The sequence below is a fragment of the Psychroflexus halocasei genome (assembly GCF_900107595.1).
Classification (GTDB): domain Bacteria; phylum Bacteroidota; class Bacteroidia; order Flavobacteriales; family Flavobacteriaceae; genus Psychroflexus; species Psychroflexus halocasei.
Map to the genome: position 1 here is coordinate 1 of NZ_FNQF01000006.1, position 14,698 is coordinate 14,698.

At 33.6% G+C, this 14,698-nt stretch carries 13 protein-coding genes; 3 read left to right on the forward strand and 10 right to left on the reverse strand.

Features of this window, described 5'->3' with window-relative positions; all coding sequences use genetic code 11:
• Positions 1 to 207: 207 nt before the first annotated feature.
• The 5 genes from BLV84_RS08250 to BLV84_RS08270 all read right to left on the reverse strand — a co-directional run bounded on the left by BLV84_RS08250 (position 208) and on the right by BLV84_RS08270 (position 5,785).
• The gene (locus BLV84_RS08250) at positions 208 to 639 is read right to left on the reverse strand and encodes a hypothetical protein (RefSeq protein WP_093244203.1); all 432 of its coding nucleotides are present in this window, start codon (positions 637 to 639) and stop codon (positions 208 to 210) included.
• Between the two features lie 208 nt (positions 640 to 847).
• On the reverse strand, positions 848 to 1,342 hold the full coding sequence (locus BLV84_RS08255) for a hypothetical protein (protein WP_093244204.1): 495 nt from the start codon (positions 1,340 to 1,342) through the stop codon (positions 848 to 850).
• Positions 1,306 to 1,671 (reverse strand): hypothetical protein, encoded by a 366-nt coding sequence (locus tag BLV84_RS08260; RefSeq protein WP_143521341.1) that lies wholly within the window; start codon positions 1,669 to 1,671, stop codon positions 1,306 to 1,308. Before BLV84_RS08260 ends, BLV84_RS08255 begins: the two co-directional genes overlap by 37 nt.
• 142 nt (positions 1,672 to 1,813) lie before the next feature.
• Positions 1,814 to 3,352, reverse strand: coding sequence for a glycine--tRNA ligase (locus BLV84_RS08265; RefSeq protein ID WP_093244206.1), 1,539 nt, complete (start codon positions 3,350 to 3,352; stop codon positions 1,814 to 1,816).
• 78 nt (positions 3,353 to 3,430) lie between these two features.
• Positions 3,431 to 5,785 carry a S9 family peptidase gene (locus BLV84_RS08270; protein ID WP_093244207.1) on the reverse strand — a complete coding sequence of 785 codons (2,355 nt, stop codon included), beginning with the start codon at positions 5,783 to 5,785 and terminating at the stop codon, positions 3,431 to 3,433.
• Between the two features lie 74 nt (positions 5,786 to 5,859).
• Here BLV84_RS08270 and BLV84_RS08275 point away from each other — a divergent pair, with 74 nt between their 5' ends.
• Positions 5,860 to 6,726, forward strand: coding sequence for a ChaN family lipoprotein (locus tag BLV84_RS08275; RefSeq protein ID WP_093244208.1), 867 nt, complete (start codon positions 5,860 to 5,862; stop codon positions 6,724 to 6,726).
• A 462-nt stretch (positions 6,727 to 7,188) separates the two neighbouring features.
• The gene (locus BLV84_RS08280) at positions 7,189 to 8,676 is read left to right on the forward strand and encodes a T9SS type A sorting domain-containing protein (RefSeq protein ID WP_159429407.1); all 1,488 of its coding nucleotides are present in this window, start codon (positions 7,189 to 7,191) and stop codon (positions 8,674 to 8,676) included.
• A gap of 321 nt (positions 8,677 to 8,997) precedes the next feature.
• Here the strand turns inward: BLV84_RS08280 and BLV84_RS08290 are convergent, their stop codons facing one another.
• The 3 genes from BLV84_RS08290 to BLV84_RS08300 form a co-directional block, all read right to left on the reverse strand.
• Positions 8,998 to 9,240 (reverse strand): hypothetical protein, encoded by a 243-nt coding sequence (locus BLV84_RS08290; protein ID WP_093244210.1) that lies wholly within the window; start codon positions 9,238 to 9,240, stop codon positions 8,998 to 9,000.
• Positions 9,241 to 9,322: 82 nt separating this feature from the next.
• Positions 9,323 to 10,492 carry a PepSY-associated TM helix domain-containing protein gene (locus BLV84_RS08295; RefSeq protein ID WP_093244211.1) on the reverse strand — a complete coding sequence of 390 codons (1,170 nt, stop codon included), beginning with the start codon at positions 10,490 to 10,492 and terminating at the stop codon, positions 9,323 to 9,325.
• Between the two features lie 178 nt (positions 10,493 to 10,670).
• Positions 10,671 to 11,441, reverse strand: a complete 771-nt coding sequence (locus BLV84_RS08300) for a hypothetical protein (RefSeq protein WP_093244212.1) — start codon at positions 11,439 to 11,441, stop codon at positions 10,671 to 10,673.
• An 80-nt stretch (positions 11,442 to 11,521) separates the two neighbouring features.
• On the opposite strand from BLV84_RS08300, the gene BLV84_RS08305 reads away from it, so the two are divergent.
• Positions 11,522 to 12,298 carry an amidohydrolase gene (locus BLV84_RS08305; protein ID WP_093244213.1) on the forward strand — a complete coding sequence of 259 codons (777 nt, stop codon included), beginning with the start codon at positions 11,522 to 11,524 and terminating at the stop codon, positions 12,296 to 12,298.
• Here BLV84_RS08305 and BLV84_RS08310 read toward each other — a convergent pair.
• Both BLV84_RS08310 and BLV84_RS08315 read right to left on the reverse strand, forming a co-directional pair.
• Complete coding sequence (locus tag BLV84_RS08310; protein ID WP_093244214.1) at positions 12,285 to 13,889, reverse strand: Ig-like domain-containing domain; 1,605 nt, start codon at positions 13,887 to 13,889, stop codon at positions 12,285 to 12,287. The genes BLV84_RS08305 and BLV84_RS08310 overlap by 14 nt on opposite strands.
• A gap of 36 nt (positions 13,890 to 13,925) precedes the next feature.
• Positions 13,926 to 14,603 (reverse strand): ComF family protein, encoded by a 678-nt coding sequence (locus BLV84_RS08315; RefSeq protein WP_093244215.1) that lies wholly within the window; start codon positions 14,601 to 14,603, stop codon positions 13,926 to 13,928.
• Between the last annotated feature and the right edge of the window lie 95 nt (positions 14,604 to 14,698).

Consider the following 14,698-nt stretch of genomic DNA (forward strand, 5'->3'; position numbering starts at 1 on the left):
TGTGTGTGTGTAAATTAAACATTGACAGTATTATTTAAATTGTTAATAAAAAATAAATATATAGCAAATTTTGTTAAAAAAGCACAAATAAATAAATTATTTTCAAATAACCAACAAAAAAATCCCTCAACAGCTTGACTCTTGAGGGATTTTTATTTAATGTAAAATGATAAGCTACGCTTAAATGTTAATTAAATCTCTGTGATTCTACTTTTTAATAAAAACCATTTCAGGGCAATCCATACACAAATTATCATTTACAAACACAATATTTGAAGGTGTAAAATTTAAAAAATACTGACCTGCCTTAACTTTAAAATAATCTTCATCTCTATAACTATAAGAATGATATAAATTATATTTGAATAACTCTACCCTATTATTTATCATCATTTCAATGCTATCCTTTTTAAGAGTAAAACTCTTTAATCTTTGATTTTTTGTGTTTTGTGCATCATAATGACCCATATAATTAGTTAAAAAATCTTCTTGTATTTTATTTATATTTTTACTCTTTATAAGATTAAATTTAATTTCTTGAAGATGAGAATTTGTTAAATCTAAACTTTTTAGTTTTTCAATATCTATACTGTCTGATTGTGTAATAATGTTGACAAGTTTAAACTTTGGTATTTCCATTATCGAATCAATCTTATCATTACATGAAGAGTCTTTTATTTTCTTATCATTTTGACAACTTATTAGGAAAATGATACAAATACTGAAGTAAATTTTAGTTATTAACATTGTTGACTTGGATTATTATATTCTTGATTAATAATATCTATATAAACATTGTAAGATCTCTCCGATTCAAGTAAATGAGATGTAGATGTTTTCTTTTGTATTAACTGATACGCTTAAAATAACTTTCCTGCTCTTCAATTAAATAGGTTACGTACTTGCCGTTCTTATCATGAGGCGGGAAGATTTTACCCCATTTTTTTTGAAGTAAATTCAAATTTTTTCTATACCATTGTCTCCCCAGACTATCTAGATGTTTTAACTCGGTAAAATGATAATCCTGCAAATCTCTAATTTCTAAAGTTTCAGAATCTCCTTTATGAGGATAAAATAAAATTGCTTCTCCACATAAATTGAACTGTATGCCATTTTCTTTTTTCCATTTTAGTTTGTCTAAAATATCTGAATGTTGACAATTTTTGAAATAGTAAGAATAATCGAGATATAAGGTATCCTTCGGGATAACAATTTCCTGAGCAAAGCCCTTAAAACCTCCAAGTAAAAGAAAACTAATTAGGACAATTATTTGTCGTTGTAAAAATATACTGTTGCAAAGCTTAATTAGTATTCTACTGAACTCAATATCTTGATATCCCAACAACCGTTGATATCTTCTAAACATTCAAACTCTATGTAAACATTTTCAAAAGGTATAAAAACACCTACTTTGTAAAGTTCTTTATTGGATTTTATTTTCTTTAAAGCTCTGAGCACTAAAATATCTCGATATTCTTTATCAGCTGTCAAAGCTATATTTTGAAAGTTTTCACTTAATTCATTTTTATAAATTAAAGGAGCGTCTACATAAAGTGATATTTCTTTATGAGTAATTAGATTTATCATTAATTCTTCTTGACTAGTGTTTTGAACAATAAATGAGTTTGTTAGAAAAATCAATGCGTTAATCATTACAAATATAGTTTTCATAGGTTATGCCATTATTTTTCATTGAATTAACATAACATCAAAACATATACCAGTAAATTCATCACGCAATAAACCCAACAAAAAAATCCCTCAATAGCTTAACTCTTGAGGGATTTTTTTTTTAATGTAAAATAGTCTGTTTTTAAGACTCTAAAACAGTTCTAAAATCAACTTCTTTTTGAATAATTGCTTTTAAATCTTCTATCTTCACGCGTTGTTGCTCCATGCTATCGCGATGTCTGATGGTCACTGTGCCATCTTCTTTTGTGTCGTGGTCAACTGTGATACAGAAAGGTGTTCCCGCTGCGTCTTGACGACGATAACGACGACCTACTGCATCTTTTTCATCATAAATCACATTAAAATCCCACTGCAATTCTTTCATAATCTCTTTAGCAATTTCTGGTAAACCATCTCGCTTCAGTAATGGGAAAATCGCTGCTTTATGCGGTGCTAAAATCGGAGGAATTTTCAAAACGGTTCTGCTCTTTCCATCGCCTAAATCTTCATCTTGAAGTGCTGCTGAAAATACCGCCAAAAACATTCTGTCTAAACCGATTGAAGTTTCAACAACAAAAGGCGTATAGTTTTCTTTTAACTCAGGATCGTAAAACTGAAGTTTCTTTCCTGATAATTCTTCGTGCGCTTTTAAATCAAAGTCCGTACGTGAGTGAATGCCTTCAAGTTCTTTAAATCCGAATGGAAATTTAAACTCAATATCCGTCGCTGCGTTGGCGTAATGTGCTAAGTTTTCGTGATCGTGAAATCTGTAATTCTCTTCACCTAAACCTAATGATTGATGCCATTTGTAACGTGTTTCCTTCCAGTGTTCAAACCATTTTAGCTCTTCACCTGGTCTCACGAAATATTGCATTTCCATCTGTTCAAATTCACGCTGACGGAAAATAAATTGTCTTGCCACAATTTCATTACGGAACGCCTTCCCGATTTGCGCAATTCCGAAAGGAATTTTGTGTCGGCTTGTTTTCTGAACGTTTGCAAAATTCACAAAAATACCTTGTGCCGTTTCTGGACGTAAATATAAATCTGAAGCTGATTCTGCCGATGCGCCTAACTTTGTTCCGAACATTAAGTTGAACTGCTTCACATCTGTCCAATCTCGTGAACCGCTAGCGGGACAAGCGATTTCAAGTTCGTCAATCAAGTTTCTGACATCGACTAAATCACCATTGTTGAGCGATTCGCCAAGGCGTTCTAGTATTTCTTTAGATTGTTGACGATACTTCACCACACGTGGATGTGTTGAAACAAATTCTTGCTCGTCAAATTTATCTCCAAAACGTTTTTCGGCTTTTTTGATTTCTTTTTGCGCTTTTTGCTCTAGTTTTTCAACATAATCTTCCACCAAAACATCAGCGCGATAACGCTTTTTAGAATCTTTGTTATCAATCAACGGATCGTTAAATGCGTCAACATGTCCTGAAGCTTCCCAAGTTTTTGGGTGCATCAAAATTGCAGCATCAAGTCCCACAATTTCTTCATGCATTTGCACCATTGATTTCCACCAATAGTTTTTGATATTATTTTTGAGTTCAACACCATTTTGACCGTAGTCATAAACCGCGCTTAAACCATCATATATTTCACTTGATGAAAATATGTACCCATATTCCTTAGCATGGGAAATTACTTGTTTGAATTTGTCTTGTTCTTTTGCCATAGTGCAAAAATATAAAATTTAAAGATGTTGCGAACACCTTTTGAGGTGAATGCGAGTTTTAAAAAATCGACTGTAAACTTAATCTTTTTTACCGATAGTTTCTTGAAAGAGTTTTAAGATGCGTTTATACTCATCCGTCCAACTGCTTGGCTGAGTAAATCCGTGTCCTTCAACTGGATAAACGGCCATTTCCCAATCGTCTTTTCCGAGTTCAATTAAACGCTGAGATAAACGTACAACATCTTGAAAATGCACGTTTGTATCAACAATACCATGAGCAATCAGTAAACGATTCTTTAAACCTTCAGCAAAATAAATAGGTGAGGAGCGACGGTATGCAATCGGATCGAGATGTGGCTCGTTCAAAATATTTGATGTGTAAGCATGATTGTAATGCGCCCAATCTGTCACAGAACGCAAAGCCGCACCAGCTTGAAAAGTGTCTGGCGAATTGAACATTGCCATTAAAGTGATAAAACCGCCATAACTTCCGCCATAAATACCAAGTTTATCAGGGTTGATGCCATGTTCTTGCACAAGAAAATCAGCTGCGTCAATTTGGTCAGACAAATCTTTTCCGCCCATTTGTCTGTAAATTGCAGTTCGCCAATCGCGGCCATAACCTGCGCTGCCACGGTAATCAATATCTAAAACGGTGTAGCCTAAATCTGTTAGCAAATTATGAAACATATATTCTCTGAAGTAAGTTGACCACCATTTGTGCGCATTTTGTAAATAACCTGCGCCATGTACAAAAATAACAGCCGCATGCATATCTTTATCTGCATCTGGTTTATACAATCTTGCATAAGGTTTTTCGCCATCGCTGGCTTCAAACTGAATCAATTCAGGTTTTCTCCAGTTATAAGCTTGAAATTCTTTAGATTTCCCGTCTGTTAATTGCTCTGCTTTTGCATTTTTTTTATTGCGCTTTAAGTAAAGTTCCCAAGGTTGATTTTTTGAAGAAAAACGAATCGCTAAGTATTTTTCATCAGGCGATAAAGTCACTTCATTATTTCCTTCCATTGAAGTTAGCTTTATTTTATTTCCACCAGAAATTGGCATTTTATAAAAATGACGTTCACCAGGATGAACTTCTGATGATGTGAAATACCAATGCTTCTTATCATTTGAAAGTTGCGGATTAAAAACTTCAAACTCTCCTGAGGTTAAAGCTTTTTCTTTTTTTGAAGAAACATGATAAGTATAAAGATGAGAATAACCTGTTTGTTCTGATTGGTAGTAGATTGTTTGAGAATCAACCCAACCTAAAGTTCCGCCGTTGTAATATCCATTAATGCCTGGGCCACCAATCCACGCCTCATCATGTTGATGACTGATTGTTTTTAATTCACCTGAAGTTAAATCAATTTCACAAATCCAACGGTCTTTATTGTCTTGTGAGCGCACATCAACAACCGCATGTTTGTCATTTGGAGAGAAATAAACTTCAGAATAAGTGACAGCTCTTGGTTCTTTTTTCCAATCTCTGTCTGGATAATCCTTTGTGTAAGCTGGTAATCTATCGATTTCTGGAAGATTTGTCGGATCGATTTTCATCACAGAATCATTTGCTGTGTTGTATAAGTAAAGTGTTGTTTTGCGTTCTTGATCGCCAACTTTTGAGCGTGCATTTAAATTTTTGGTGTAACCAGAAGCATCAGCATAATTTGGAACGCCAGTATAATCTGAACCTGTTGGATTATAGGTTTGAAAGCTTAAATAATCAGCCTTATTGCTGACATTAAAATTGTAAGCTCTTGCTTTTCCTAAATAAAATTTCTTTTGATTTTCATCAAAATTATCGCGATACTCTTTTTGTTTTTCCTTTCTTTCTTCTGCTTTATTAACCTCAGCCAAAAGCTCCAGATTTTCATTTTTCAACCATTCTTCTCTTTCGCTTAAATTATTTTTATCGCTTGATTTTTTCCCTTTCTGTATAAAACTCAACTGATTGATTTGCGCTGTTTTTAAATTGTAAACATAAAGATTGGAATCCATCATAAATGAAATACGCTCGTCTGATATAAATTGAGGCGAAATAATAGATTTCCCTAAATTCAATAACATTTTTGATTCTCCACGACGAACGCCATAAAGCATCAATTGACCATTTTTTGTATAAACTTTTTCACGCTTCTTTGAATTATAATCGCCGCTTTGAGGAATGAGATGTCGCTTCTCATTTAAGCTGACTTTTTCAATGTGATTCTTCTTTTTTAAACTGATTTTATAAAGCGAATCTGAAATGTTTTTTTCAGGATTGTACTGAAAGTAAATCACATCAGATTGTTCATTCCATTGGATATTTGAAGGGAAGGTTCCCATCCAATTTGGGTCTTGCATAATTTTTTCGACTGTCAATTCAGATTGTGCGAAACCTAAAAATGACAAGAAGAAAGTTAAACTCAAAAATAATTGTTTTGTCTTCATCAAGTAATTGTTTTATGTCCTACGTAAAATCGCTAATTTAGCTAATCTTTTCACCTTATTAGAAACTTTTAGTTATGACTTTAAAACTTCGTTTGTGTTTAATATTAAGCCTCTTTTTTTCGATATCTTCTTTTGCACAACATAAAGCGGCCTACAAACTCGTTGATCAAACTGGAAAAGAAATCGCTTTCCAAGATATGATTGAAGTTTTGGAAGATGTTGATGTCGTTTTGTTTGGTGAGTTTCACGACAACCCAATTTCGCATTGGTTACAATATGAAGTTGTGAAAAGTCTGCATGACGAAAAAATCAATATCAAGCTTGGCGCAGAAATGTTTGAAGCTGATCAGCAAGAAGCTTTAAATGCTTATTTATCAGATGAATTTTCTGCTAAACAGCTGCAAGATTCCATTAAATTATGGCCGAATTATAAAACAGATTATAAACCTTTAGTTGATTTTGCTAAAACGAATTCTTTAGAATTTATCGCAACAAACATTCCGAGAAGATTTGCAAGTGATGTTTACAAAAAAGGCGGATTTAAAGCCTTAGACGAATTAAGTTCAAAACAAAAATCATGGATTGCACCTTTACCAGTTCCTTTTGATATTGAGTTGCGATCTTACCAAGATATGCTCAAAATGATGGGTGATCACGGCGGCGTTGATATCGTGAAAGCGCAAGCGATTAAAGATGCAACAATGGCGCATTTTACACTAACAGATCTTCTGCCTAATGAAGTTTTTATTCATTTTAACGGCAGTTATCATTCTAATTATTTTGAAGGGATTTTTTGGTATTTAAAACAATACAGAAAAGAAGTTCGCATCAAAACAATCACAACAGTAGAGCAGGAGCAACTCAAAAGGCTGGATGAAAAGAACAAAAACTTAGCCGATTACATCATCATCGTTGATGAAAATATGACAAAGACTTATTAAAGAAAATCAACAATCTGAAAATAATAAAGTGTTAAGCGAAGATGAACTTGATAAAGAAATGAGCAAATGCTTTTAAGAAGTTAGATAGTGATAAATAAATTCTTTTTTAAGAAAATCAAGATTCTTTATAATTTATCCTAAATTTTCTTTAAATTCATCACATAATACTCTATATAACAAACTATTATGAAACCAAAAAGAATAACCAATCGTCCGCTTTTTTCATATTTTATATTATTTTTAGCTATCATATTTAACTCACCTTCTTTTGCCCAAGAAAATCTACCTTTCCCCTACGACAGAGAGTGGGCGACCTACTATGGTGGCTACTGGCTTTGGTCTTTTGGGATAGCGGTAGATTCCCGTGAGAATATATACATACGATCCAACGTAACCGCTCCAAATGGTTTGACGGGAACGCCTGGCACCCATCAACCTAATTTTGCTGGCATGCAAGATGACATGCTTACAAAATTTGATACTGCTGGTAACCTTGTATGGTCCACTTATTTTGGAGGACCAGATGGTGAACATGAGGCTGGTGAACTGGTCATGGACGAAGAAAACAACATATATATAACAGGCTACACTAAGAGTAACACGAATATTGCTACGCCAGGGGCTCACCAAGAAAGCATTAACAACTCTTCTCCTGTTAACAATGGAAACGGCGATTGTTATATTGCAAAATTTGACACGAATGGTAACTTGGTTTGGGCAACCTATTTTGGTGGCGAAAATTTAGAGAAAATTCAAAGCATAAGCCTAAAAGATGGATTTTTTTATGTAGTTGGTGTTACACAATCTAGTACCAACATAGCCACTCCTGGTAGCTATCAATCAACTGTAAATCCGCAACCACCCGGAAGTATTCTATACACAGTACCGTTCATCGCTAAATTTAGTTTAGATGGTGACCTTATATGGAGCACTTATCATGGTCAGTTTGTAGATAGTTTGGGAGCGAATGCTGTTGGCATAGATGCCAATAACAATATTTATGTTGTAGGGCGCGCAAGACCTACTGCCGCTTACCTTACAACCGCAGGTGCCTACCAAACTGTAAATAATGGGGAAGGTGACTTAATGGTAACTAAATTTAATGAAAATGGAGACAAAATATGGTGTACCTATTATGGTGGCGAAGAAAATGACACTCCAAAAGATATAGTTATTGCCAACAACCATCTTTATATTACCGGATATACTGCAAGCTCAACTAATATTGCCACCACAGGTGTTCACCACGAAAACTTAACAGCACCCAACGATGCATTTCTGCTTAAAATGGATTTGGATGGTAATCCAAGTTGGGGCACTTATATGGGTAGCCAGGGTGCCAATTCCTTAACAATTGCCAAGTCAGTTTCTTATTCAGACAACAGCATTTGGATTTCTGGAGAAACTAATGCCACCAATGGTATTGCTAGTCTTGGTGCGCATCAAGAAAGTTATGGCGGTGGTGATAAAGATGCTTTTTTTGCAAAATTTGATGAGAATGGTCAACGCTTATGGGGAAGTTATTATGGTGGCGAAAAAAGAGAAACCAATTTTATTGCAAACCAAGGAGATAATTTTTACTTAGCTGGTCACAGTATGAGTACTACAGGAATTGCTACAGAAAGCGCTTACCAACCAAATATAGGAGCTGGTAATAATCCACAAAATGTGTATTTAGCTAAGTTTGTTCCAAAAACCCTGAGCACACCTTCAAACCAAGTTAAGGCTTTTTCAATCTATCCCAATCCAGCTGAAAAATACTTTCAAATTGGTGGCAACAATACTGGTGATTTAAAGATAAATGTTTACACAAGTACAGCAAGGCTAGTTAAAACATTTAACGCTGCAAAGCTTTACCAAAAATTAGAGTTAAACCTTGCTACTGGTGTTTATTTTATAGAAATTATGAGTAATGAAAACAAAGAAACTATTCGTTTGGTGGTCAAGTAAAAATCAAAGTAATTAAGACATCTTTTAATTAGAATTAAGCCAACACTTTCAATAACATTTTAGGATCTTGCCTATTATCCCAAAAAGCAGTGATTAAAATATGCTTTTCAGATATTTTGTAATAAATGCTAAAATTCCCTAATGATGCAACACGAGTCTCTTTAAAGTCGGTCTTTTTATAAATAAAAGGTGAAGTTGCTATTTGTTTCGTTCGTTCAGCTACAATTCTAATCAGTTTTTTTGAGAAAGATTTAGATTTATTGTGCTTGACCCAATATTCAAGGATTCCAACTTATTGAATATCCGCTGTACGTGTCCACTTTACAGTTCGTTGATCCATTCCAGATCTCTTATATCCATCTTTTCTTGAGAAATCAATCTTTCATTTTCGATATCTCTTTCGCTCAATTCTAACATGGCTTTTTGCTCTTGAGATAATTCGATAATTTCAGGATTTGATGAATTAGAGGAAATAAGTTGATCAAGAGCTACTAAAAAATCTTTATTTTCAATAGACATAATTTTGTCAATCAATTCGTTTTTTAAATTATCTATTGTCGCCATTTTTCTTGGAATTTATTCTAAATATCAGCAAATAATTTGAATTTATCCAATTTATTATTGTGGTATTCTTAGATATATAAAGTTAAAACTTCCTATGCCAATTCACTTTTAGATTTTGCTTCAACATTTTCTGGCGTTTAAGTTTAAGCTTGTTTGCAAAAATAATAGATCCCGTGATCGGCAAGCTTGTGGCGATGAGACAAGCCAAAAAGTAAATCCATTTTGAAAGCCAACCATAAATTTCACCTGTATGCAAAGCTTTGATGTGAGAAGCGATTTGGACATTTAAAGCATGATCTTTAAAAGCTTGTTTATAAAGAACCTCAGCATTTTGATCAATGATTAATTGGTCGTAAAACACTGGAGATAAACTTTCTGCATGGTATTTTCTGATTTTAAATACATCATTTTCAGTTGAAGGAAAATTGATATCAACATCGCCTGGAAAAGGAAATTCTGTTTTTGATTGTTGATAAATTTCATCAAAACTGACTGCTTCATCTTTAAGTGAAGTTGTTTTATAAGCTGATAACGCATTTCTATTAAACACTTTTTCACCTAAAACAAAGCTGTTTAAATCTCGGCACCATTCGAAAGACCAATTCAATCCTGTGAGCGCCATAATGATCAAAAATAGACTTGCGTAAAAACCTAAAGTGTTATGCAAATCATGGTTTAAACGTGAACTTTTGCCTTTGTATTTTATTTTTAAACCGCGTTTTAGTGATTTCCATCTGATGCGTTTTTTAGGAAACCAAAGAATCAATCCGCTGAAAGTCAGTATTAAAAAAATGAGAGTTGCAATCCCAACAATTGGTCGACCTATAGAAGAGTCGAATAGAAGCCAGCGGTGCATCTTAAAGAAAAACAACATCACAGCGTCTGCGAAAGTTTTTTGTGGCTTTAAAACTTCAGCCGTGTAAGGATTCACTTTAAAAATTTCGCCGCGGCGTTTTTCTGGTGAAGTTTTGATACGGAATTCGTAAGCTTTATCATCAGATTCGGGAATTTTCGCACTCTGAACTTCTCCAAATTTTTCCAACTTTGAAGACAAATTGTCTAGTGAAATCTTCTTTTGATCAGTGTTTTCAATGACAAGTTCTTCTTGAAAAAAAGCTCTAATTTCTTTATCAAAAACCAAAATTGTTCCGCTCAGACAAATCAAAAAAAGAATGAGACCACTTGCGATGCCAAGCCACAAATGAACATCGTTGGTGAACTTACGAAAAACAGAATCTTTATTTTTTTTCATAGAAAATGACAGTTCAAAATATAAAAAACAATCTCAAAATCAACGAAGTCTCGAAGAAGATTGACAAAATTTACTTTTTGAAACAGCTTACAATTTTTCGCAAAGATAGACTTTAAGTTAGAGATTAATAACTTGAAAAAGTGAAGGTGTTTTATTCATAAAACTTCCGAATTCCTGGTCATGTTCTTCTGTTCACAAATGCATGGTATGAAATTGCAAAACCAACAATAATCGCACAAACCAAAGCTGTAATTGCTAGTGTTCCTTCAGCGTTTTGATGTCTGATATAGATTGCAAAAAGCGCCCAAACACCAATGGCTGCATACTCTCGCATATTTCTGTAATAAACCATCCCAACATTGATAAGTGTTGCGATAACAATCATGATGATCGTCCAGTTTTGCTCTGAAAAAATAAAGTCACGAAATCCCGATTTGGTTAAAAAAGCTGCTGTGTTTGCAATGCTAGCAACAGTTAACCATCCTGAATAAAAACAAATCGGCCACCAATTAAAAGCTGCAAATTTAACTGGTGCGTCCCAGCGTTCCATGTTTGTATTGACAATAATTCTAAGCAATGAAAATAAAGCCAAAAACATAAAAATGACTGATAAACCTGTGTATTCATATAGCCATGCGATCACCCAAAATGAGGTCAACAAATTAGCGCTAACAAGCCAATACTTCATTTTTTTTACAAAATCTAAATCTGATTTTTTATAAAATGCTTGATAAAGCTGATAGACAGTCATCAGAATTAAAGCAATGTAAATTAAACCCCAAATCGCAAATGCATAAGGTGCTGGCGTAAAAAGATTTTGATATTCAGGTTCTTTACTTAAGCTCCCAATTGTATTGCCATTGAGCTTAAATGCTTGTGTGTAATAGCTGGTTGCAATTGCAAAAATAACACTCAAAAAATTGAATACTGCGAGTCGTTTTGTTTTCATAGTTTAAAGTTACATAATTTCATCAGTATTTGATATTGAAGAATAAAAATGTCATCTTTGATTAACAAAATTTGAAGTTTATGTCAACCTTAGCCGTGAGTTATTTACAAACAGATTTGATTTGGGAATCACCTGAAGAAAATCGTCAGAAATTTGAAAAATATATTGCTGAAGAAGCTGCCAAAACAAATTTAATTGTGCTTCAAGAAATGTTTACAACTGGTTTTTCTATGCATCCCGAAGGTATTGCTGAAGAAGTAGGACCGACATTATCATGGCTTCAAAATTTGGCTCAAAAACATGATGTTGCGATCACAGGAAGTGTGATGCTTAAAGAAAAAAAGAACTATTACAATCGTCTTTATTTTGTGAAATCTGATGGTGAAACGCATCAATATGATAAAAAGCATTTGTTCAGTTTAGCAAAAGAAGAACGCGCCTATACAGCGGGAAGCAAAAAATTGATTGTCGAATACAAAGGCTGGAAAATTTGTCCGTTAATTTGTTATGATTTGCGTTTTCCGGCTTGGTCTCGCAATCTTGAAGATTATGATCTTTTGCTTTACGTTGCCAATTGGCCCGAAAAAAGAATCACGGCTTGGGACGCTTTATTAAAAGCGCGAGCGATTGAAAACATGGCTTACGTTGTTGGCGTTAACCGAACAGGAAAAGATAATAATGATTTTCCTTACGTTGGGCATTCAGCAGTTTATGATTATTTAGGCGAAAGAATTAGCACACACGAGCTTGAAAATCCGCATGTTGTAGAACATTGTACACTTAACAAAAACAAACTTCAAGAAGCTAGAGAGAAATTTGGTTTTCTTAAAGATCGTGATGATTTTATTCTAAATTAATTTTTTCAACATAATCAAAAAAGGCTCTCACTTTTAGTGATTTTTTGACATAAATAAGCTCTTCAGGTTTTTGCTTTTTTAGGTAATTTCCTGAATCCCATTTACCATTTTCATTATCATCATAAATCACTCGGAAATAATATTCGCCAGGTTTAATGAATTTGAATTTAAATAAATTAGCCTCTTCATGGTAGAGACTTTGCTCTACGAAACCATTTTCGTCAACCATTTCTACAATCACTGGAAAACGGGCTATATTATTCACTGTTAAATCTATATTTCCAAAATCTGAATATGATCTTGTTTTGAAATTGTAATCTAAAGTATCATTTGTTTTTCCATAAAAATCAGTAATTGCGGCAGGTAAAAGCCTTAATTGATAGCGTTGTTTTTCATCTTTATCAAAGCTCACTTTTAATTGATTAAGTGTTTGATCAAGATCAATTTTCAGGTCAACAGGAATTGAATCTCTCGTTAGCATAGAAAATTTAGTCGTGTCAATTTCTTCAATAGGCGTATTGGCGCGTAAAGTAAAATCTTCAAAAAAACCAATTCCTCCAGTTGGATTGGCTACCAAACTCAAAGAATCTTCCTCTATTTGTTTAGGTCTTATTTCTAAAGTGTCGCGATAATTTTTGTTAGTGATTTCAAAAAGTAAAGAATCTTTTTCTACAAAAGGTTTATACCAATAGTGTAAAGTATCTTTTTCAAAATCTTTATAAACACGGTATTCATAATCAGCAGGCGCATCCGATATCAAATCGATTTGGGTGCTATCGAGCTTGCCTTCATAGCCAAATTCAAAGTGTAATTGAGAAACTTGTTTTGGCCGATTAGCTGAAAAATCAATTTCTGATTTGAAGACAGATAATTCAAACTCTTCTTCAGTTGGCAAGTCGATTTCCTTTTCTAAAAAATCAATTTTATCTGATTTTGGATTAAAGAGATAGTTGTTATTTTTATCGGAAATAGCAATGAGTTTATAACGGCCTTCTTTGATGTTTTCTACATTAAAATTAGAAACAGAATCTGTATAAGCAATATAAGTTGGTAATTCATTATAAATGATAGAATCATTAAAAGTGCCATCAATTTGATAGAGAAGCACTGAAATATTTTCGTCAGGCTCACGCTCAAAAGCGTCTCTCACATGACCTTTGACCTGAAGCGAATCAAGCTGATCTCCAGTAGAAAAAACATATTTAAAATAAGGTAAAATGTTGCCTTCATTATTATCCTGAACGCTTAAGCCAAAGTTGATGGTGTATGTTGTTTCTTTTTGAAGTGAATCAACAGGCATATCAATCGTAAAACTCTTGCTTGCCATACTCATCGGCATAATAGTTGGGCGTGGCTCAATAGGAGGTGAAAAGATGACTTGCTGGCGCGGATTGTCAAGTTTGACGAACTCATCAAAATTAATTCTGATTTCGTTTTTATTATAGTTAACACTGTAATTTGCAGGAGAAGAACCTACAAACACTGGCGGATCAAAATCTTCAGGACCACCATCTGGACGACCACGCTGAGCGCATGATAAAACTAAAACAGTGATGCCGAGACAAAATATAAAACGTTGTAAATCTTTCAAAACTCTGATATTTAATGCAAAGAAACAACATTTTCTTTATCTAGCTAAGCAGATCGTAAGGATGCTCAATTTTAAGTTTTTGATTCTGTTTAAAGCCAAATAGCAAGATTCAATCGTGGAGCCTGTTGTGATTAAATCATCAACCAAAACAACATGTTTATTGGCTAGCTTCTCAATATTTTTAAGGTAAAAACCACCTTCGATCATTTCAATTCTTGCCAATCTATTTTTAAAAACTTGAGACGCAGAGTTGGATTGTCGGTATAAAACATCATCTACATAATTGAGATTTAGTTTTTCTGAAATGACTTGACCAAAGCCGGCAATTTGATTGTAACCGCGTTGACGCATACGTTGCGGATGCAATGGAACTGGAACAATACAATCAAAATCGTATGATGCTTTCTGTGATAAAAGCAATTGCGCCATCCATTGACCTACAAAATTTCCAATATATTTTTGACCTCTATATTTTAAATTATGAATAAGCTGTTGTGCAGAAGTTCCTTTTTGAAAATAAAAAAGTGTTTTTGCAAATTTATAATTCACCCGACCGTAGAAAGTACTTTCAAAAGCAGATTTCTGTAATTCTTCAGGATAAATTGCCAAGTTGTGAATACAGTAAGTACACAGAACATTTTCAGCTTCTATAAGCTGGTGCTCACATGAAGCACAAAACCTTGGAAATAAGAAATCTACAAATTGATTTATCATCTTTAAATTTATATATTATTTTTGAAAAATCAAAGGTTTTACTTTTTCAGTCATCTGAATTTCAAGATCATGTGATTCTATTTGGTTAAAAACAC